The sequence below is a fragment of the Stenotrophomonas sp. YJH_SMC_14-1 genome (assembly GCF_059372275.1).
The window spans coordinates 93,892-110,371 of record NZ_JCAFVK010000003.1; the positions used below are offsets into that span (position 1 = coordinate 93,892).

The 16,480-nt window shown below is 66.5% G+C and carries 18 protein-coding genes; 10 read left to right on the plus strand and 8 right to left on the minus strand.

All coding sequences use genetic code 11. The features are described from left to right. Window positions 1-211: 211 nt before the first annotated feature. Together AC5P9P_RS09870 and AC5P9P_RS09875 are read left to right on the plus strand one after the other, a co-directional pair. Window positions 212-1,024, plus strand: a complete 813-nt coding sequence (locus tag AC5P9P_RS09870; protein ID WP_184013729.1) for an alpha/beta fold hydrolase — start codon at window positions 212-214, stop codon at window positions 1,022-1,024. A 9-nt stretch (window positions 1,025-1,033) separates the two neighbouring features. Further along, window positions 1,034-1,207, plus strand: coding sequence for a hypothetical protein (locus AC5P9P_RS09875; protein WP_005412082.1), 174 nt, complete (start codon window positions 1,034-1,036; stop codon window positions 1,205-1,207). A gap of 58 nt (window positions 1,208-1,265) precedes the next feature. On the opposite strand, the gene AC5P9P_RS09880 is transcribed toward AC5P9P_RS09875, so the two are convergent. Next, window positions 1,266-1,979 carry a hypothetical protein gene (locus AC5P9P_RS09880; RefSeq protein WP_495232725.1) on the minus strand — a complete coding sequence of 238 codons (714 nt, stop codon included), beginning with the start codon at window positions 1,977-1,979 and terminating at the stop codon, window positions 1,266-1,268. A 133-nt stretch (window positions 1,980-2,112) separates the two neighbouring features. Here AC5P9P_RS09880 and AC5P9P_RS09885 point away from each other — a divergent pair, with 133 nt between their 5' ends. Continuing rightward, entirely contained in the window at window positions 2,113-2,772 is a 660-nt protein-coding gene (locus AC5P9P_RS09885) for a hypothetical protein (RefSeq protein ID WP_043033956.1), read from the plus strand. A 70-nt stretch (window positions 2,773-2,842) separates the two neighbouring features. Further along, a complete protein-coding gene (locus AC5P9P_RS09890; RefSeq protein ID WP_043033955.1) occupies window positions 2,843-3,811 on the plus strand; it encodes a polysaccharide deacetylase family protein in 969 nt (322 codons plus the stop codon). Between the two features lie 3 nt (window positions 3,812-3,814). On the opposite strand, the gene AC5P9P_RS09895 is transcribed toward AC5P9P_RS09890, so the two are convergent. From AC5P9P_RS09895 to AC5P9P_RS09905, 3 genes are all read right to left on the minus strand, one after another. Beyond that, complete coding sequence (locus AC5P9P_RS09895) at window positions 3,815-4,714, minus strand: class I SAM-dependent methyltransferase (RefSeq protein WP_049403726.1); 900 nt, start codon at window positions 4,712-4,714, stop codon at window positions 3,815-3,817. A 701-nt stretch (window positions 4,715-5,415) separates the two neighbouring features. Next, window positions 5,416-5,775: a hypothetical protein gene (locus AC5P9P_RS09900; RefSeq protein WP_146256999.1), complete on the minus strand. Its 360-nt coding sequence runs from the start codon at window positions 5,773-5,775 to the stop codon at window positions 5,416-5,418. Between the two features lie 111 nt (window positions 5,776-5,886). After that, complete coding sequence (locus AC5P9P_RS09905) at window positions 5,887-6,303, minus strand: hypothetical protein (RefSeq protein WP_033833681.1); 417 nt, start codon at window positions 6,301-6,303, stop codon at window positions 5,887-5,889. A 90-nt stretch (window positions 6,304-6,393) separates the two neighbouring features. Here AC5P9P_RS09905 and AC5P9P_RS09910 point away from each other — a divergent pair, with 90 nt between their 5' ends. Beyond that, window positions 6,394-6,678 carry a hypothetical protein gene (locus tag AC5P9P_RS09910; protein WP_049403694.1) on the plus strand — a complete coding sequence of 95 codons (285 nt, stop codon included), beginning with the start codon at window positions 6,394-6,396 and terminating at the stop codon, window positions 6,676-6,678. 88 nt (window positions 6,679-6,766) lie between these two features. Here AC5P9P_RS09910 and dmeF read toward each other — a convergent pair whose 3' ends face one another. Further along, the gene (dmeF, locus tag AC5P9P_RS09915; protein ID WP_033833683.1) at window positions 6,767-7,735 is read right to left on the minus strand and encodes a CDF family Co(II)/Ni(II) efflux transporter DmeF; all 969 of its coding nucleotides are present in this window, start codon (window positions 7,733-7,735) and stop codon (window positions 6,767-6,769) included. 48 nt (window positions 7,736-7,783) lie between these two features. Here dmeF and AC5P9P_RS09920 point away from each other — a divergent pair, with 48 nt between their 5' ends. Continuing rightward, window positions 7,784-8,068, plus strand: coding sequence for a metal-sensing transcriptional repressor (locus AC5P9P_RS09920; RefSeq protein WP_049403692.1), 285 nt, complete (start codon window positions 7,784-7,786; stop codon window positions 8,066-8,068). A gap of 170 nt (window positions 8,069-8,238) precedes the next feature. Then, complete coding sequence (locus tag AC5P9P_RS09925; protein ID WP_012478995.1) at window positions 8,239-9,183, plus strand: IS481-like element ISStma1 family transposase; 945 nt, start codon at window positions 8,239-8,241, stop codon at window positions 9,181-9,183. A gap of 9 nt (window positions 9,184-9,192) precedes the next feature. Here the strand turns inward: AC5P9P_RS09925 and AC5P9P_RS09930 are convergent, their stop codons facing one another. Next, on the minus strand, window positions 9,193-9,567 hold the full coding sequence (locus AC5P9P_RS09930; protein WP_495232726.1) for a MerC domain-containing protein: 375 nt from the start codon (window positions 9,565-9,567) through the stop codon (window positions 9,193-9,195). A 69-nt stretch (window positions 9,568-9,636) separates the two neighbouring features. Between AC5P9P_RS09930 and AC5P9P_RS09935 the strand changes: the two genes are divergently transcribed. Continuing rightward, window positions 9,637-10,962 (plus strand): GTP-binding protein, encoded by a 1,326-nt coding sequence (locus AC5P9P_RS09935; protein ID WP_049403434.1) that lies wholly within the window; start codon window positions 9,637-9,639, stop codon window positions 10,960-10,962. Window positions 10,963-11,067: 105 nt separating this feature from the next. Here AC5P9P_RS09935 and AC5P9P_RS09940 read toward each other — a convergent pair whose 3' ends face one another. Both AC5P9P_RS09940 and AC5P9P_RS09945 read right to left on the minus strand, forming a co-directional pair. Then, entirely contained in the window at window positions 11,068-12,675 is a 1,608-nt protein-coding gene (locus AC5P9P_RS09940) for an ATP-binding cassette domain-containing protein (RefSeq protein ID WP_495232727.1), read from the minus strand. 225 nt (window positions 12,676-12,900) lie between these two features. Continuing rightward, entirely contained in the window at window positions 12,901-13,800 is a 900-nt protein-coding gene (locus AC5P9P_RS09945; RefSeq protein ID WP_005412094.1) for a LysR family transcriptional regulator, read from the minus strand. 228 nt (window positions 13,801-14,028) lie between these two features. Here AC5P9P_RS09945 and AC5P9P_RS09950 point away from each other — a divergent pair, with 228 nt between their 5' ends. Both AC5P9P_RS09950 and AC5P9P_RS09955 read left to right on the plus strand, forming a co-directional pair. Beyond that, the gene (locus AC5P9P_RS09950) at window positions 14,029-15,207 is read left to right on the plus strand and encodes a serine hydrolase domain-containing protein (RefSeq protein WP_495232728.1); all 1,179 of its coding nucleotides are present in this window, start codon (window positions 14,029-14,031) and stop codon (window positions 15,205-15,207) included. Continuing rightward, window positions 15,204-16,388, plus strand: coding sequence for an MFS transporter (locus AC5P9P_RS09955; RefSeq protein WP_111108513.1), 1,185 nt, complete (start codon window positions 15,204-15,206; stop codon window positions 16,386-16,388). Before AC5P9P_RS09950 ends, AC5P9P_RS09955 begins: the two co-directional genes overlap by 4 nt. Window positions 16,389-16,480: the final 92 nt, after the last annotated feature.

Consider the following 16,480-nt stretch of genomic DNA (forward strand, 5'->3'; position numbering starts at 1 on the left):
GGGTTCACGCAGGCTCGCATGGCGTTCGGGGCGCTGCAGCCGGCGTCCGACGAAACGGCCCTTCCACGGAGTGAATGCCCGCATTGGCGGCTCGGCTCCAGCGTCGGGGCCGTGGTCTGTGCAGGGGATGTCATGGCGACCGGCGATTCCATCACGGCCGCGATAGGGGCCGGCCCATAGGCTGAAATCCTCCCCTTCCACAGGAGGTTCCATGCCTGCTTCCCGCGTCCGCCTGCACGTTGAAGACACCGGTGGCGACGGCCGCCCGGTCATTCTGATTCACGGTTGGCCGCTGTCCGCCGACGCATGGAAGACGCAGGTGTCGATCCTCCGCGACGCCCAACACCGGGTGATCAGCTACGACCGGCGCGGCTTCGGCCGTTCCGACAAGCCCGCCGAGGGCTACGACTACGACACGCTGGCGGCGGATCTGGCCGGGGTGATCGAGGAACGTGACCTGCGCGACGTCACCTTGGTCGGCTTCTCGATGGGCGGCGGTGAGGTGGCGCGGTATGTGGCCAATCACGGGCAGGAGCGCCTGCACAGCGTGGTGTTTGCAGCAGCCGTGCCGCCGTATCTGCTGCGCGGCGAGGACAACCCGGAAGGTCCGCTCACACAGGACAAGGCCGACGAAATGCGTAGCGGTCTGGAGAAGGATCGCGAGGCGTTCTTCGATGGCTTCACCCGCGATTTCTTCAGTGCCAATGGCAAGCTGATGGTGACCGAGGATGAGCGCCAGGCCGCAATCGCGCTTTGCCATCAATCCGACCAGACGGCGGCGCTGGGTTGCATGCAGGCGTTTGCCACTACCGACTTCCGCGACGATCTGAAGAAGATCACGGTGCCAACCCTGATCCTGCACGGTGACAGCGATGCCATCGTGCCGTTTGAAGGCTCGGGTCAGCGCACGCACCGGGCCATTCCGGGCAGCGAAGTGGTGATCCTGGAAGGCGCACCACATGGGTGCAATACCAGCCATGCGGACCGCTTCAATCTGGCGCTGCTGAACTTCCTGAAGCGGTAAGCTGCGGCCATGCGCCAGACCAAGACACCCCCGTGGAAGAAGCCCAACCCCAAGGGCCAGACCTCGCAGCCGCTGTCGCCTGCGCAGAAAGAGGCGGCGCGGCAGCGGGCGGAAGAGAATGGGCGGCGTTATCCGAATCTGGTGGACAACATGTGGGCCGCGAAGCTGCCGCGCGGGTCCTGATCTGTAGAGTCGAGCCGTGCTCGACCCCGCACGGTGCCCATCCAGGCATGGCGTGGATCTACTGCAACAGCAGCCTGGCCTGGCCCGGCATCTGCATGCCGTCCAGCGGCGTCCAGCCGGGTTCCAGCCATGGTGAGATCTCGCTCTGGCGGACGGTGATTGCCTCCGTCGGCAGCCCCGCCAAACGCGCAAGCTCTGCACGCAGCAGCTCGGAATCCACCGGCGCGGCCGTAGCCACCTGCAGCCGATCACCCTGATGCCTCACCTGTACCGGTAGCGTGGCGTGCGCGTCATGCTGGCCGCCGGTGCGCCCGATCGGGTAGCGCATTGTTACCGGCCGTGACAGCTGCGCCAGTGCGGGCTGCCACGCCTGCAGCACGAGAGGCTGCCCGGCAGCGGGAACATGTACTTCAGCAATCGTGGCCGGGTAGCCCGTAAGGCTCTCGACCAGCACCTGGAAGCGCGCGCCATCCGGCATGACCAGCACGGCGGCAATCAACGCAGAGAACGAAACGAACACCGCCGCGAGGTTCCAGCTGCGCGGCGCGGTGGCCGGGCGCGTTGCGGTGCGCAGGCCCGGTTTGCGCCGCAGCTTGCGCGCGTAGATGCGCCGGTCCTTCCTGCGCGGGCTGCTGCTGTGCTCGGGCAGGTTCAAGGGCACCCGTGGAAGGCGCGCCACGCGGGCCTTGATCAGGCGCGACAGCAGCATCCACGCGATCACGAACGCCAGCAGCGGAAGCAGCGTTCGCACCCACAGATACAGCGTGACCATCCACAACACCTCTACATGCGACCATCCATGCTCGTCCACATCCTACCGGGGCCACGCGGCGGTTGTCGTATCCGCCAGCCGACAAGCACAGGGCGCTTGGTTAGGATGGTCCTTTGTTGTCACGGATGAACCGATGGTCTCTGCTGCTGCCCGCTTCTGTCGTATCTGTGGTCCTGGCCCGATTCTGCTGGCACTGCAGGTGGTGGCGCTGCTGGCGGTAGCCCTTGCAGCCGGCTTCTTCCACTACCGCGTGGGATTGCTGCTGGAGCCGGTGGATGACGCATGCGGTGGGCCTGATCCTGTCGCGCGCATGCAGGTTGCAGAACAGCTGCTGGCGCGGTCCGCTGCGCTTGCACCATGGCAACCGTTGCAGTGGATTCCGATGGCGGGGGTGGTACTGGCGTTGCTGGGCGCGATGTCGATCAGCGTCTACCGCCTGGGTCGCCTGTCCGAACGCCTGCGACGCGCCAACTGGGGGGTGATGGCCCTGCACGCCGCGATCCTGGCGCTGGCGCTCAGGGCATTGCATCTGTACGACATGGCATGGACCAGCGTGGCCAAGCTGTCTCCGGCCGCATGCTTGGTTGAACTGGGCGAGCAGGGCCGGCTGCCGCTGGCGCAGGCGCAGCAAGTGGTGTTCGAGATCCTCACCCATGAGCATGCGCCGCTGCTGCGCAATCCCGATGACCTTGCCCTGGTGCTGGTCGCGTTGATGCTGGTGGCAATGGCTGCAGGATTCATGCTGTGGCGGGCGATCGTGCGCGAACGTCAGGTGCAGTCGCCCAGCCCCTGAGGGGTGTGTGACCGACCACGCGCCCGCAATCGCGCTACAGTCTGCGCTTCGCTCCTGCAAGGATGTGCTGATGCGTTGGTTGCTGCGTGCTGTACCGCTACTGCTCTGTTCGCTGGCGGTACACGCCGCCGAGGTGGACCGCCGGATTGCGGTGACCATCGACGACCTGCCCTGGGCGCGGGTGGACGAGATCGTTCCGCCGGACCTGCAGTCGCGGCACGAAGCGCTGATGGCGCAGCTGCACCAGGCGGGTGTGCCGGTAGTTGGCTTCGTCAACGAGAACAAGCTAGAGATCGATGGGCAGGTGCAGCCGGCGCGGGCGCAGATGCTGCGCGACTGGCTGGACGCCGGTTATGTGCTGGGCAACCACACCTACTCGCACATGGACCTGAATGCCAAGGGCGTGCCTGCGTTCCAGCAGGATTTCCTGCGTGGCGAGACGGTGCTGCGGCCGTTGCTGGCCGAGCGTGGGCTGAAGCCGCAGTGGATGCGTCACCCCTATCTGCGTGCCGGGCGCACGCCGGAAGAACGCGCGGAGATGGACGCGTTTTTCAAGCAGCATGGCTACCGCGTGGCACCGGTGACGGTCGACAACGGCGAGTGGGTGTGGGCGTTCGCCTACGCCAACGTGATGAACGAGCAGCCGGATTCACCGGCGCGCGAGGCGACGCTGGCACAGCTGCGCAAGGGCTACGTGCCGTACATGCTGAACAAGCTGGACTACTACGAGAAGCAGTCGCAGGCACTGCTGGGCTACGCGCTGCCACAGGTCTGGCTGATGCACGCCAACGAACTCAATGCAGCCACGTTTGCCGAACTGGTGGCGGCGACGAAGCGCCGCGGCTATCGCTTCATCTCACTGGATGAAGCGATGCGTGACCCGGCCTATGCACGTGGTGCCGAAGGCTACAGTGGCCGTTACGGCCCGAGCTGGTTGCACCGCTGGGCGATGGCGGAGAAGAAACCGAAGGAGTTCTACGCCGGTGAACCCGAGGTGCCGGCGTGGGTGATGAAGCTGGCCAAGGTGGATTCGGAGTGAGGCTCAGCGCTTGACGGCCAGCACACCGTCAAGCGCCAGCTCGGCCTTGAAGCCGGCCTTTTCCAGACGTTTGGCCACTTCACGTGGCACGTCGCGGCCGCTGGTCAGCTTGTTCGGCGCGCCGGTGTAGTGAAACAGGCGCCCGCCCTTTCGGATGACGCGGGCGAGGTGGTCGTAGAACACCTGCGAGTACAGTTCGCCGGCGATGCCGAAGCGCGGCGGGTCGTGCAGGATCGCGTCGACGCTGCTGCTGGCCACCTGTTCGATCTGCTGCGAGACATCGCCGTGGCTGAACTGCAGGCGGCCACCGGCCGCAGCCGATTCCGGGTCCGGCGACCACGGGTTGAGCGTGCGCAGCCACATCACGTCGGCGTTCTTCTCGAACGAGCGGATCTGGCCGACGCCGGCCTCCAGCGCGCAGGCGGCGAAGTAGCCCAGGCCACCGCAGGTATCGAGGATGACCTTGCCGGCCGGGGCGACCAGCTCGACCTTGCGGCGCGCGTCCTCGAACGGTGACAGCTTGGAGGTCGGCAGCATCTTGATGCCGTCGATCTCGAAGGTCGGTGCGCCCCATTCGGTCGGCACCAGCTTGATCAGCGAACCGCTGTAGCGCGAAATCGGTGCGAAGTCCTCGCCGTCCCAGTAGTACAGCGTGCGGTCCTTCAGCTTGCCCGGCCACGGGTAGGGCTGGCCACGGAAGTGGAAGCCGTCGGCATCCAGCGCCACGCTGCCCTCGCTGCGGCCGAGGTCGAGCGAGCCCTGCCAGTCGGCAGCGCCCTTGTCATGGGCACGGCGCAGGCTGTCGGCGCTGTCGCGGGTCAGCAGGGGGCCGGTGTAATGGGACACGGCGGGTACCGGGGCGGTTCGGGGGAGGGCATGGTACCGCAGGGCGTTGGCCACCATCATGGAGTTCGGTAGTGCAGGCCCAACCGGATGAGGGCGTTGGTAGCAATGCTGTCCCCAATGAAGGCGTCATGCCCATGGCAGCGCAGAGTTCTTCATGGAGGTCTCGTGCCGCTGAGGGTTGAAGGGCGTAGTGATAGGTCAGTACCCCTTCTTCATTCCTGATAAGAAGTTGTTGGATGCACGTCATGTTTCCAGAGCTGTCAGGGGCCGATGTGTTGCGGATGACAATAGGCGTCCCTGACAGGCTGTAGTCCGCGCTCAGTTGGCCCGGAAGGCAGGATACCGATAAGAGAGCAAGGAATTGAATAGTAGAGGCGATCATCAGGATAGGATCATGAGCCTGAGCAGTGAGGGCGGCTTCATCACCCTCACTGCCACGTCAAAGGGTTTTGACCTCAGTAGGCTCTGATGGAGCCACGATCGCTTGCGCAGGCCCGCGGCACGCATCCTTCCATCAACGTATTCATCGTCTGTGGCGCATGAGCGAAGCAGAGTATTCTGGCAGTGTGACTTCCCACAGTGTTGGGTGGGTAATACTCGCTATAGAAGGTCTGGCACCTTCCGTTGTCGATTTGCGCACTACCTTGGATGTTTCCGCTGACTGAACTGTTGAATCTTACGGTTCCGTAGGAAACGAAGTTCTGGCCGGCGGATACCTGTCCATTTGGCGCATAGACGATTACATAGTCAGTACTCTTTTAGTCGATAACACTGTTCGACTCGATGCTTGAGCAATGCCACGCGGCGCTTCCTGGACCCACTGTGATTGACTCACCCTTGGCCGGATTCATCCCGATATCCGCGCAGGATGCCTCGTGATATTGTTTCGTAGCTGCCGATTGATCGTCGTAGCGATATACATATTGCCCCTTCGAGTTGCGGATGAGGGACTGCTCTACAATTACCGCTCCTCCCATGAAGTCGGGCCATTCTGCGGTGCGGACGATTCTTGATGGGGTCTTCGCTTCGTCAGCGGTTTGTCCATCAGCTGGAGTTCCGCCTCCTGCCTGCACAGATGTAGAGACGATGAGCATGAGAATAGCTACCTGCATTTTCATTTGAGCCTCTCAGAATTGGGTGAGGCTCCATCTTCATTACTTGCTCCATAGAATTTTGGGGCACACCAGGCAATTCTTCAGATTTCAAATAATTCTCAGTCTTTCCTGTCGCTAATGGCACTTCACCGCATACACCGGCCCAGCCCCGATCAGCATCAGCGCCATGTAGTCACTATCACTGGCCTTGCCCTTCAACGTCGCGCCCTTGTTGAAGTGGAAGATGCCGAAGCCACCGGCCATGCGGATCAACGCGCTGTCGATCTGCTCGGCGTCATCGCGGAAGTAGCGGCTGATCTCGCTGCGGGTGGCCTTGTGCAGGGCATTCGGCTCGCGCTGCCACTGGTCGCCGCGGCTGAAGGAGACGAAGTATTGGCCGCCTTCCTTGTCGATGCGGAAATCGGCCGGTTTGCGCGCGCCGGTGGCGAAGCAGCCCTGCAACGGGTCGGCGCTGAAAGGAAGCCCGGCGTCACCACCGCAGGCGGTGAGCAGGAGGAGGGCACCGGGCAGCAGCAGGCGGAGCGTGCGCATGGGATGTCCCGACGGGGCAGGTGCGGCTAGTGTAGGCAGCACACGGGCACGGCCCGTACAGAAATTCGGCAAGGACACAGGGGTTTTCGGATGGCGCAGGGCAAGGCACCGTGGTGCGGCGTGGCCACTTGGCTGGGGATCGCTGTGGGTTGGGGCGCGGGCACGTTGGCTGCGCAGGCGGCGGTGGCCGCAGGTGGCAATGGCATGGCCGCCGGGCTGGGCGTGGGCGTGCTGGGTGCGGCACTGGTGGGCGGCGGCCTGGCGGTGGCCTCGCGCGTGCGCGGCGAGCGCTGGCCGTGGATCGGCATCGGTGGTGCGGTGCTGAGTGCGCTGCCGCTGCTGATGTACCTGCTGCGGATGATGTTGAATCTCTAGCGGTAGTGCCGGCCGCTGGCCGGCACCGCTGGATTGTTTCCGGAGCCCATGAGGTTGCCGGCCAGCGGCCGGCACTACCGGATGCGGGTCAGGTGCTGCGGTGGATTTCCACGGTGACATGCACCAGCTCTTCATGGATCGCCAGCGCCTTGCGCACGGTATCGGCATCCAGACCTGCGTCGCTGGTGACCACGCTGGCGCTGACCGCGTACTTGCCGCGACCGACCTGCCAGACGTGCAGGTCGGCCAGGCGTGCCGGCCACGGGCCCTGTTCGATCACCTCGCGTACTTCGGCCACCACCGGCGCGTCCATCTGCGCGTCGAGCAGGATGCGGCCGCTGTCGCGCAGCAGGCCGATCGCCCACACCGTGACCAGTACGGCGCCGACCAGGCCCATCACCGGGTCCAGCCAGGTCAGGCCCAGCAGCTTGCCGCCGAGCAGGGCGACGATGGCCAGCACCGAGGTGGCGGCGTCGGCCAGCACGTGCACGTAGGCAGAGCGCAGGTTGAGGTCGTGACCGTGCGCATGGTCGTGATCGTGGTGTTCGTGGTCATGCCCGTGGCCATGGCCATGCCCGTGGTGGTGATGCGCGTGGCCCGGGCTGTCGTGCAGCCACCATGCGCAGAGCAGGTTCACGCCCAGGCCCACCGCAGCGATGGCGATGGCTTCGTTGTAGTGAATCGGCGCCGGCACCCACAGCCGCTCCAGTGACTGCACGGCCATCAGCGCGGCGACGCCGAGCAGGGCGATGGCGCTCGTATAGCCGGCCAGGATCTCGATCTTCCAGGTGCCGAAGGCGAAGCGCGGATCGTGCGCGTAGCGGCGCGCGCAGCGGTAGGCGAATACCGAGAGGCCCAGCGCCAGCGCGTGCGAACTCATGTGCCAGCCGTCGGCGAGCACGGCCATGGAGTTGAACCACCAACCGCCGACGATCTCCACCAGCATCATGCCGACGGTGAGCCACAGGGCGCGGCGGGTATTGCGTTCGGCCAGCGGATTGCCGTCGTCGAAGCGGTGTTCGTGGCGACGGGCGGCGGCGAGGGCGTCCAGGTGCATAGCGGCGGGAGCTGGAGTGGATACCCCCATAGGGTATATGATCCCGCCATGGCCCATGTACACAGGAATCGAAAGCAGCTGCTGACCCGGGTACGCCGCATCGCGGGCCAGGTGGCGGCATTGGAGCAGGCGCTGGACAGGCCCGAGGGTGAGGCCGGCGACTGTGCGGACGTGCTGGTGCAGGTTGCCGCCGTGCGCGGTGCCGCCCACAGCCTGCTGATGGAGCTGCTGCACGAGCACCTGCAGGAACACGTGGTGGGTGCCGACGACCCGCAGCAGCGGGCAGACGAGGCCGCGGTGCTGGTGGAGCTGCTGCGCCGCTACGGCAAATAGGCCGAGGGGCGGTAGAGTCGACTGTCAGTCGACTGCTCTTCGTACAACCAACGAAAAACCCCGCGCTTCGCGCGATAGTCGACTAACTGTGATCTCTCGGTAGGTTGTTCATCCGGGGCATCTTTGGAAAATGGTGGTTACCACACCTATCCAGTCCCCAAAGAGCCCGGATGAACCACCATAAAAATGCCCGTTTGACCGTCCATAGTCGAGCACTTCTTATTCGCCGCATCCTCCACGAGGGCCTGCGCCCAGAGGAAGCAGCCCAAGCATGCGGCGTAAGTGTGCGTACGGCCTACAAATGGCTGGCCCGATTCCGCCAGTTCGGGGCACCGGGGCTGGAAAACCGCAGCTCACGGCCTCACCAGACGCCGCATGCCACACCTGCTCCGGTAATCGAGCAAATCAAGGAGCACCGCCGTAAACGGCAGACCTACCTGACCATCTCCAAGGCGCTGGGGGTCGGCCACAGTACGATTTCAAGGCTGATGCGTGCCCACGGCCTCAATCGGCTGTGTCGGCTTGAACCGCCCAAGGAGGTCATCCGATACGAATACGATCAGCCCGGAGGGCTGCTGCACCTGGACATCAAGAAGCTGGGCAACTTCCAGCGGCCAGGGCACAGAACCGATGCCAAACGCCGGGGAAACGCCGCTGGCGGTGGCTGGGGCTACGTCCACGTGGCCATCGACGATCACTCCCGGGTCGCCTTCAGCAGCGTCCACCCCAACGAACAGGCCGAAACCGCCTGCCAGGCGCTGCTGGGCGCTCTGCAGTACTACGCCAGCCTGGGAATCACCTTCAAGCGGATCCTGACCGACAACGGTGCCTGCTATCGCTCCACCGCCTTTGCCAAGCTGCTCAAATCCCTTGGGATCAAGCACATCAGAACCAAGCCCTACACGCCGCGGACCAATGGCAAAGCCGAGCGCTTCATCCAAACCAGCCTGCGCGAATGGGCCTACGCCCGCGAATACGCCTCCTCGGACCAGCGCAATTCCGTGCTGACCCAATGGCTGCACCACTACAACTGGCACCGCCCTCACATGGGGATCGGTGGCCAGCCACCTATTTCCAGAGTCCTGCTGAACAACGTGGTGGGTTTACACAACTAACAGTCGACTCTACCCCGCGTGCCGGTGCCGCGCGTTCCAGATATGCGTTGCGGCCAGCAGCAGGCTGCCGGTGACCGTCATCGGCGTTTCCCAGTCATGTGAGGGCAGCGCCAGCGCGCCGGCCAGCAACAGGCCCAGACCGACGCCTGCGGTGGCCCAGGCCAGTACGGGCAGCGGGTGACGGCGCTCGGCGCGCCATAGCGCGTAGCCGGTCAGCGGCAGGGCGATGGCCACGAACAGCAGGTGTACCCACTCCGCTTCGGCCCAGGTGCCGAACAGCGGTAGCGCGGCGGCCAGCAGAGGCAGCGCCAGGCAGTGCAGCAGGCACAGGCTGGACAGGGCGAGCGCGCCGGCATCAAGCAGGGCGGCCGAAGGTGACTTCATCGGGGGAGGTTCCTTGCGCAACAAGTGTTATACAGTAACATTTCCGTTCCGCAGCCAACCCGCTCCGACATGAACACTGTTTCCCGCGCCGACCGTCGCCTTCCGGTCACCGTGCTGTCCGGCTTCCTGGGGGCCGGCAAGACCACCCTGCTCAACCAGATCCTGCGCAACCGCGAAGGCCTGCGTGTGGCGGTCATCGTCAACGACATGAGCGAGGTCAACATCGATGCGCAGCTGGTGCGCGAAGGTGGCGCCGAGCTGCGCCGCACCGAAGAGACGCTGGTGGAATTCAGCAACGGCTGCATCTGCTGCACGCTGCGCGACGACCTGCTGCAGGAAGTGCGGCGCCTGGCCGATGCCGGCCGCTATGACTACCTGCTGATCGAATCGACGGGCATCGGTGAACCGATGCCGGTGGCGGCCACCTTCGCAGTGCGCGACGAGCATGGCTTCAGCCTGAGTGATATCGCGCGGCTGGACACGATGGTGACGGTGGTCGACGGCAGCGCGTTCCTTGCCGACTTCGGCTCGACGTCGCGACTGGCCGAGCGCGGCCAGCAGGCCGGCCCGGAGGATGATCGAGGTGTGGTTGACCTGCTGTGCGAGCAGGTCGAGTTCGCCGACGTGATCGTGGTCAGCAAGGTGGACCAGGTGGACGACGAGGTACTGCAGGACACGCTGGCGGTACTGCGTGGGCTGAACCGCGACGCGAAGCTGCTGCTGTCCAGCTTCGGCGATGTGCCGCTGGCCGAGCTGCTGGATACCGGTCGCTTCGACATGGAGCGTGCGCAACGTGCGCCGGGCTGGGTGAAGGAACTGCGGGGCGAGCACACACCGGAAACCGAGGAGTACGGCATCGGCAGCTTCGTCTACCGCTCGCGACGTCCGTTCCACCCGGCGCGCTTCGCCCGCGCGCTGCAGTCCGGCATGCCCGGCGTGATCCGCAGCAAAGGCTGGTTCTGGCTGGCCAACCGCATGGACTGGGTGGGTGAGCTGAACACCGTGGGCGCTGCGACGCGCACGCAGGCGGCGGGCTTCTGGTACGCCGCACGTGACCGCGTGCGGGCCGGGCTGGAAGACACCGCGCCGTTGTTGCCGCCCACGCCGCTGCCTTACAGCGACTTGGGATGGGCGCGGCAGCAGGCCGATTGCTGGAGCGCGCCGCTCCCGGGGCCTGAAGAATTCCCGGATGAGGCAGCGCACACGGCGATGCAGCGGCTTTGGCACCCGTTGTGGGGGGATCGCCGCCAGGAACTGGTGGTGATTGGCGTGCACATGGATGAGCGCGCGGTGCGTGCGGAGCTGGATGCGTGTCTGCTCAACGACCAGGAGCTGCGTGCGGGGCCATTGCTGTGGCAGCAGTTGCCGCAGGCGTTCCCGGTGTGGAAGCGTTGACGGTGCATTGAGGATCCATGGGTTGCCGGCCAGCGGCCGGCACTACCCCCTGGTCGATACGTCATGCGTGGATGGATGCATGGCGGAGTCGAGCATGGCTTGACTCTACAGACTGTCGCGCCACTGCCAGCCCCCGGTGCTCACCTGCAGCACGTGGGTCGGTCGCAATGCCTGCAGCAGGTGCCGGTCGTGGCTCACCATCAGCAGCGCGCCCGGCCACGCCGCAAGCAGTTCCTCCAACGCCTGCAATGCGCTCAGATCCAGCGCATTGCCGGGTTCGTCCAACAGCAACAGCTGGGGCGCGGGATCGGCGTACAGCACGCTGGCCAGCGCACCTTTCACGCGTTCGCCATCGCTGAGGCTGTGGGCTGCCCGCTGGATGCGCTGTGCATCCAGCCCGAGCAGGGCCAGCCGCGTGCGCAGCTCGCCTGGGTCCGCGCCCGGGTTGGCGGCCTGCACGGTGTCGAGGATGCTGCGCTCGCCGGACAGCCCCAGCAGCTGCTGGTCGAGCAGGGCCAGTGGCGCATGCCGTTGCACGGCGCCACTGCGTGCCGGCAGCTGGCCGGCCAGCACACGCAGCAGGGTCGATTTGCCGCTGCCGTTGTCACCGACCACGGCGATGCGCTGGCCGCGGCGGATCTCCAGCTGCAACGGTGCACTGCAGCCATGTGGCAGCACCAGCGCCTCGGCCTGTAGCAGGCGCATGCTGCCCCGGTCACCCGCACCGGCGAACAGTGCCAGTTCCGGCGCCGCGTGCACCGCCGATGCCGCTGCGCGCAGATGCTCTGCGCTGGCCTGCAGGCGTTCGGCCTGCACCTGTTGTGCGCGGCCGTGGCTGGCCTCGGCGCGCTGCTTCTGCCGGCCGAGCAGGATCGGGGCCTGGTTGGCCTGCTTCGCATCGCGGTTGCCACGCGCCTGGCGTTGTTGTTGCCGTTCGTGCTGTTCGCGCGCGCTGCGTTGCTGCTGGCGGTGCTGGGCGCGCGCATGATCGAGCTGGGCGGTGGCAGCTTCGCGCTCGGCGGCGCGCGCATCGGCATAGTGCTGCCACGGTCCGCCGTAACGATGCAGCCCGCCCCCATCGAGTTCGACGATCTGCTGCATGTGCGCCAGCAGCTCGCGATCATGACTGATCACCAGCAGGCCACCGCGCCACTGCTGCAACTGCTCGTACAGCTGTTGGCGATGGCGTGCATCGAGGTGGTTGCTGGGTTCGTCCAGGATCAGCCAATCGGCACCGCTGGCCCAAGCACCGGACAGCGCGACCTGCATGGCCTGGCCACCACTGAGGCGCGCGGCCGGCTGGGCGGGATCGAGGTCGTCGGGCAGCCGAAGCGCCCGCCATTGCTGCTGCAGGCGTTCGCGCAGATCCCAGCGGTCGTCGACGCAGGCGAAGTCGGCCTCGTCCACGCTGCCGGCTTCGATGCGTCGCAGTGCGGCCAGTTGCGCGCCGACGCCGGCCAGTTCACCGACCGTGCCGGCGGGTGGATAGCCGGGCGTCGGCAACAGGAACACGCGGCCGGTGCCGCGCACCTGGCCATTGTCGGGCAGCAACCGTCCGGCCAGCAGGCGTGCGAGCACGCTCTTGCCGGCGCCATTGGCACCGACCAGGCCGGTGGCGACCGGTTCGAAGGAAAACGTCAGATCGGAAAACAGCGGGCGGCCGTCGGCCAATCGATACGACACGCGATCGAGCGTGAGGGAATGCGGGGTCATGCGACCTCCATGGATGCCGGGTTCTCCCCTGCGCGCAGGGGCGGGAAGAGTCAGGCCGTCTGGTGGGAAGACGGCGGCATCAATGGCGCATTGGTCGCGAGCCTCTGGGAGGAATGAGCGGCCAGTATAGCGGGGCTGGCTGAATGGTTTGATGGCGCGACTCTACAAAGGCATCCACGCATGGCGTGGATCTACTGTGGGCCGGGCATGGGGTGGATCGATCGCCTAGGGCACAGTTTCCAGGCGTGCGCTGACGAAGTCGATGAACACGCGCAGTTTCGGTAGCACGTGGCGGCCGGAGGGCCACAGCAGGTGGAAGATTCCGCAGGAATGCACATGCTCGTCCAGCACGGTGACCAGGCGGCCATCGGCCAACGCATCGCGCACCGAGTGCACGGGCACGAACGCCAGGCCGATATCGCGCAGTGCCAGCGCTACCCGCGCTTCGATGGTGTTGGCCACCATGTGCACTGGCAGTTCCTGCGGTGTTTCCTGGTCGGGCCAGTGGATCGGCCATAGTTCCAGCTTGCCGGTACTGGGGAAGCGATAGTGCAGCAGCGTGTGCTGCATCAGATCAGCCGGTGTGCGCGGCGTGCCGCGCCGCTGCAGGTACGCCGGCGAGGCGACGATGCGGCGTGGGAACACGCCCAGGCGTCGTGCGTTCATGCGTGAGTCGCTGGGCTCGCCGACGCGCAGCACGGCATCGAAACCTTCCTCGATGACGTCGACCAGCCGATCGCTGAAATCGAGGTCGAGGCGGATATCGGGATAGGCCGCCATGAACTCGGCCATCAGCGGCAGGGTCAGGTCGCCCACCAGTGGCAGGCCGATGCGCAGCGTGCCGCGAGGCGTGGCGTGCGGTTGTGCCAGCTCGGTGCGTGCGGCATCGCGCTCGTCGAGGATGCGCCGGCAGCGCGCCAGGAACAGCTGGCCCTCGGCGGTGAGGGTGATGCTGCGCGTGCTGCGGTGGAACAGGCGCACGCCCAGTGCATGCTCCAGCCGGGCAACGCACTTGCCGGCGGCCGAGGCCGAGATGCCCTGCAGGCGCCCGGTCTCGACGAAGCTGCGGGTATCGGCCGCGTGCACGAAGGTCTGCAGATTGGCGAGGTTGTCCAGGACTGACATGGGCGTGTGGGCAATGAAAGCGGCAGGGTAGGTCGGCGCGGCCGTAGTGGACGGCTCCGCCATCGCAACACTGTGGTGCGGGGTGGCGTTGGGACCGTTGCGGCCTTGCAGTTCCGGCCATCATGCCGATTGCGGACTGCACGGTCCATGATGCCCGGAGCGCCAACCGGCTTTTTGCGCTGCGCCGTGCTGCCTAACGTGGCGGGCCACTCCCCACGGATTCCCGCGATGAATGCCGCTCCTTCCCTTGAACCCACGCCGACACTGCCATCGGTGCAGCGGCTGCTGCAGCAGGTGCACCCGCAGCGCCTGGTCGGTGCGGTGGTGCTGGTGCGCGAGCACGGTGTGCTGCGCCACGCCCGCGCGACCGGGCTGGCCGATCGCGAGACGGCCACGCCGATGCAGCGCGACCAGTTGTTCCGGCTGGCATCGGTGAGCAAGCCGCTGCTGACCACGGTGATCCTGCGCCTGGTAGCAGAGGGCGTGCTCGACCTCGATATGCCGGTGCAGCGCTGGCTGCCGGACTTCCGCCCGGCACTGGCCGACGGCAGCATGCCGCCGATCAGCCTGCGCCAACTGCTCAGCCACAGTAGCGGGTTGGGCTATCGCTTCCTCGAAGCCGATGCCGACGGCCCGTATGCGCGCGCTGGGGTCAGCGATGGCCTGGACGCGAACCCGCTCTCCCTGGCCGACAACGTGCGCCGCATCGCGCAGGCGCCACTGCTGTTCGCGCCGGGCAGCCAATGGCTCTACTCGCTGGGCGTGGACGTTGCCGGTGCCGTTGCCGAAGCAGCGACGGGTGAAACGCTGCAGGCACTGTGCGAGCGCTTGCTGGCCGCACCGCTGGGCCTGCGCGACACCGCCTTTGCTGCGCGCACCGCGGCACGCTTGGCCACGCCCTATGTAAGCGACGCGCCGCAGCCGCATCGCCTGCAGGAAGGCGAGGTGGTCGCTCCGTTCGAGGGTACGGTCGGCATCGAATACAGCCTCGCGCGCGCCACCGATGCGAGCCGTTTCCCCTCGGCCGGGGCCGGCCTGGTCGGTACCGCCGATGACGTGATGGCGGTGCTGGAAGCCTTGCGTGACGTGCAGCGTTCAGGCCTGCTGCCGCCCGTACTGGCAGCGGAGATGGCCAGCCCGCAGGTCGGCGAGCAGGGGCCGCCGGAACCGGCCGGCTGGGGCTTCGGCCTGGGCTTTGCGGTGCTGCGCGATGCGGCCGCAAGCGGCACGCCGCAGAACGCAGGTACATGGCGTTGGGGCGGTGCCTACGGGCACAGCTGGTTTGTCGATCCTGTGCGCGGGCTGAGCGTGGTGGCGCTGACCAACACCCTGTACGAAGGCATGGACGGTGCCTTCGTCGATCAACTGCGCGATGCGGTGTATGCCGATGTGGGGACCGTGCGATGAGCGGCCATGCCATCGATGCAGCCAGCCCCGCCGGCGAAGCCACGCGCCTGCCATGGGCCGGCCTGCTGGCGTTGGCCGGTGGCGGCTTCATCACTCTGCTGACCGAGACCCTGCCGGCCGGTGTCCTGCGGCCGATGGGCGACAGCCTTGGTGTGAGTGATGCGGCGGTCGGCCAGCTGGTCAGCGTGTACGCACTGGGCTCGGTGATGGCCGCATTGCCGATGACCGCACTGACCCAGCGCCTGCCGCGACGCCCCTTGCTGCTCGCTGCGATTGCCGGCTTCGTGCTGGTCAACACGCTGACCGCACTGAGCAGCAGCTATCCGCTGATCCTGGCCGCGCGTTTCCTGGCCGGCGTGAGTGGTGGCCTGCTGTGGTCGCTGGTGGCCGGTTACGCCGCGCGCATGGTGGTGCCGTCGTTGCAGGGCCGGGCAATCGCGGTGGCGATGGTCGGATCGCCGTTGGCGCTGTCACTGGGTGTACCGGCCGGTACGTTGCTGGGCCAGCAGATCGGCTGGCGTTGGGCATTCGCGCTGATGAGCGTGCTGGGCGTGGGGCTGCTGGCGTATGCGCGTTGGGCACTGCCGGCCTTGCCCGCCGCCGGTGCCGGCCGGCGCATACCGCTGGGCACGGTGTGGCGCATGCCGGGCGTGCGCAGTGCACTGCTGGTGATGGTGCTGTACGTGCTGGCGCACAACGTGCTCTACACCTACATCGAACCGCTGGCGGTGGAGGCCGGTACCGGCCCGTGGCTGGACCGCCTGCTGCTGGCCTTCGGCCTGGCCGCCATCGCCGGCATCGGCATTGCCGGCTGGGGCGTGGACCGTCATCTGCGCACGCTGGTGTGGGCGGCGGTGATCGGCTTCATCGTGCCGGTGCTGGCGCTGCTGCTGTGGCCGGGCGACGCGACCGCGCTGCTGCTGGCGACGATCCTGTGGGGCGTGGCCTTCGGTGCGGTGCCTACGTTGTTCCAGACCGCATTGGCACGGCGTGCGGGTGCCGCCGCGGATCTGGCGCAGTCGATGCTGGTGACCGGCTGGAACCTCGCCATCGCCGCCGGAGGCGTTGCAGGGGGTGTGCTGCTGCAGGCGGGCGGCCCGAACCCGTTGGGATGGCTGCCGTTGCTGCTGCTGGCGGTGAGCGTGGCGTGGCTGCTGGCACGGCCGAAGGCCTGGGCGTAGGCCCAGAGCAAACGTTACGGAGGTGCCGGCCAGCGGCCGGCACTACCGTGGTCCCCGCCATCCACGCATGGCGTGGATCCACCGAGCGCAGC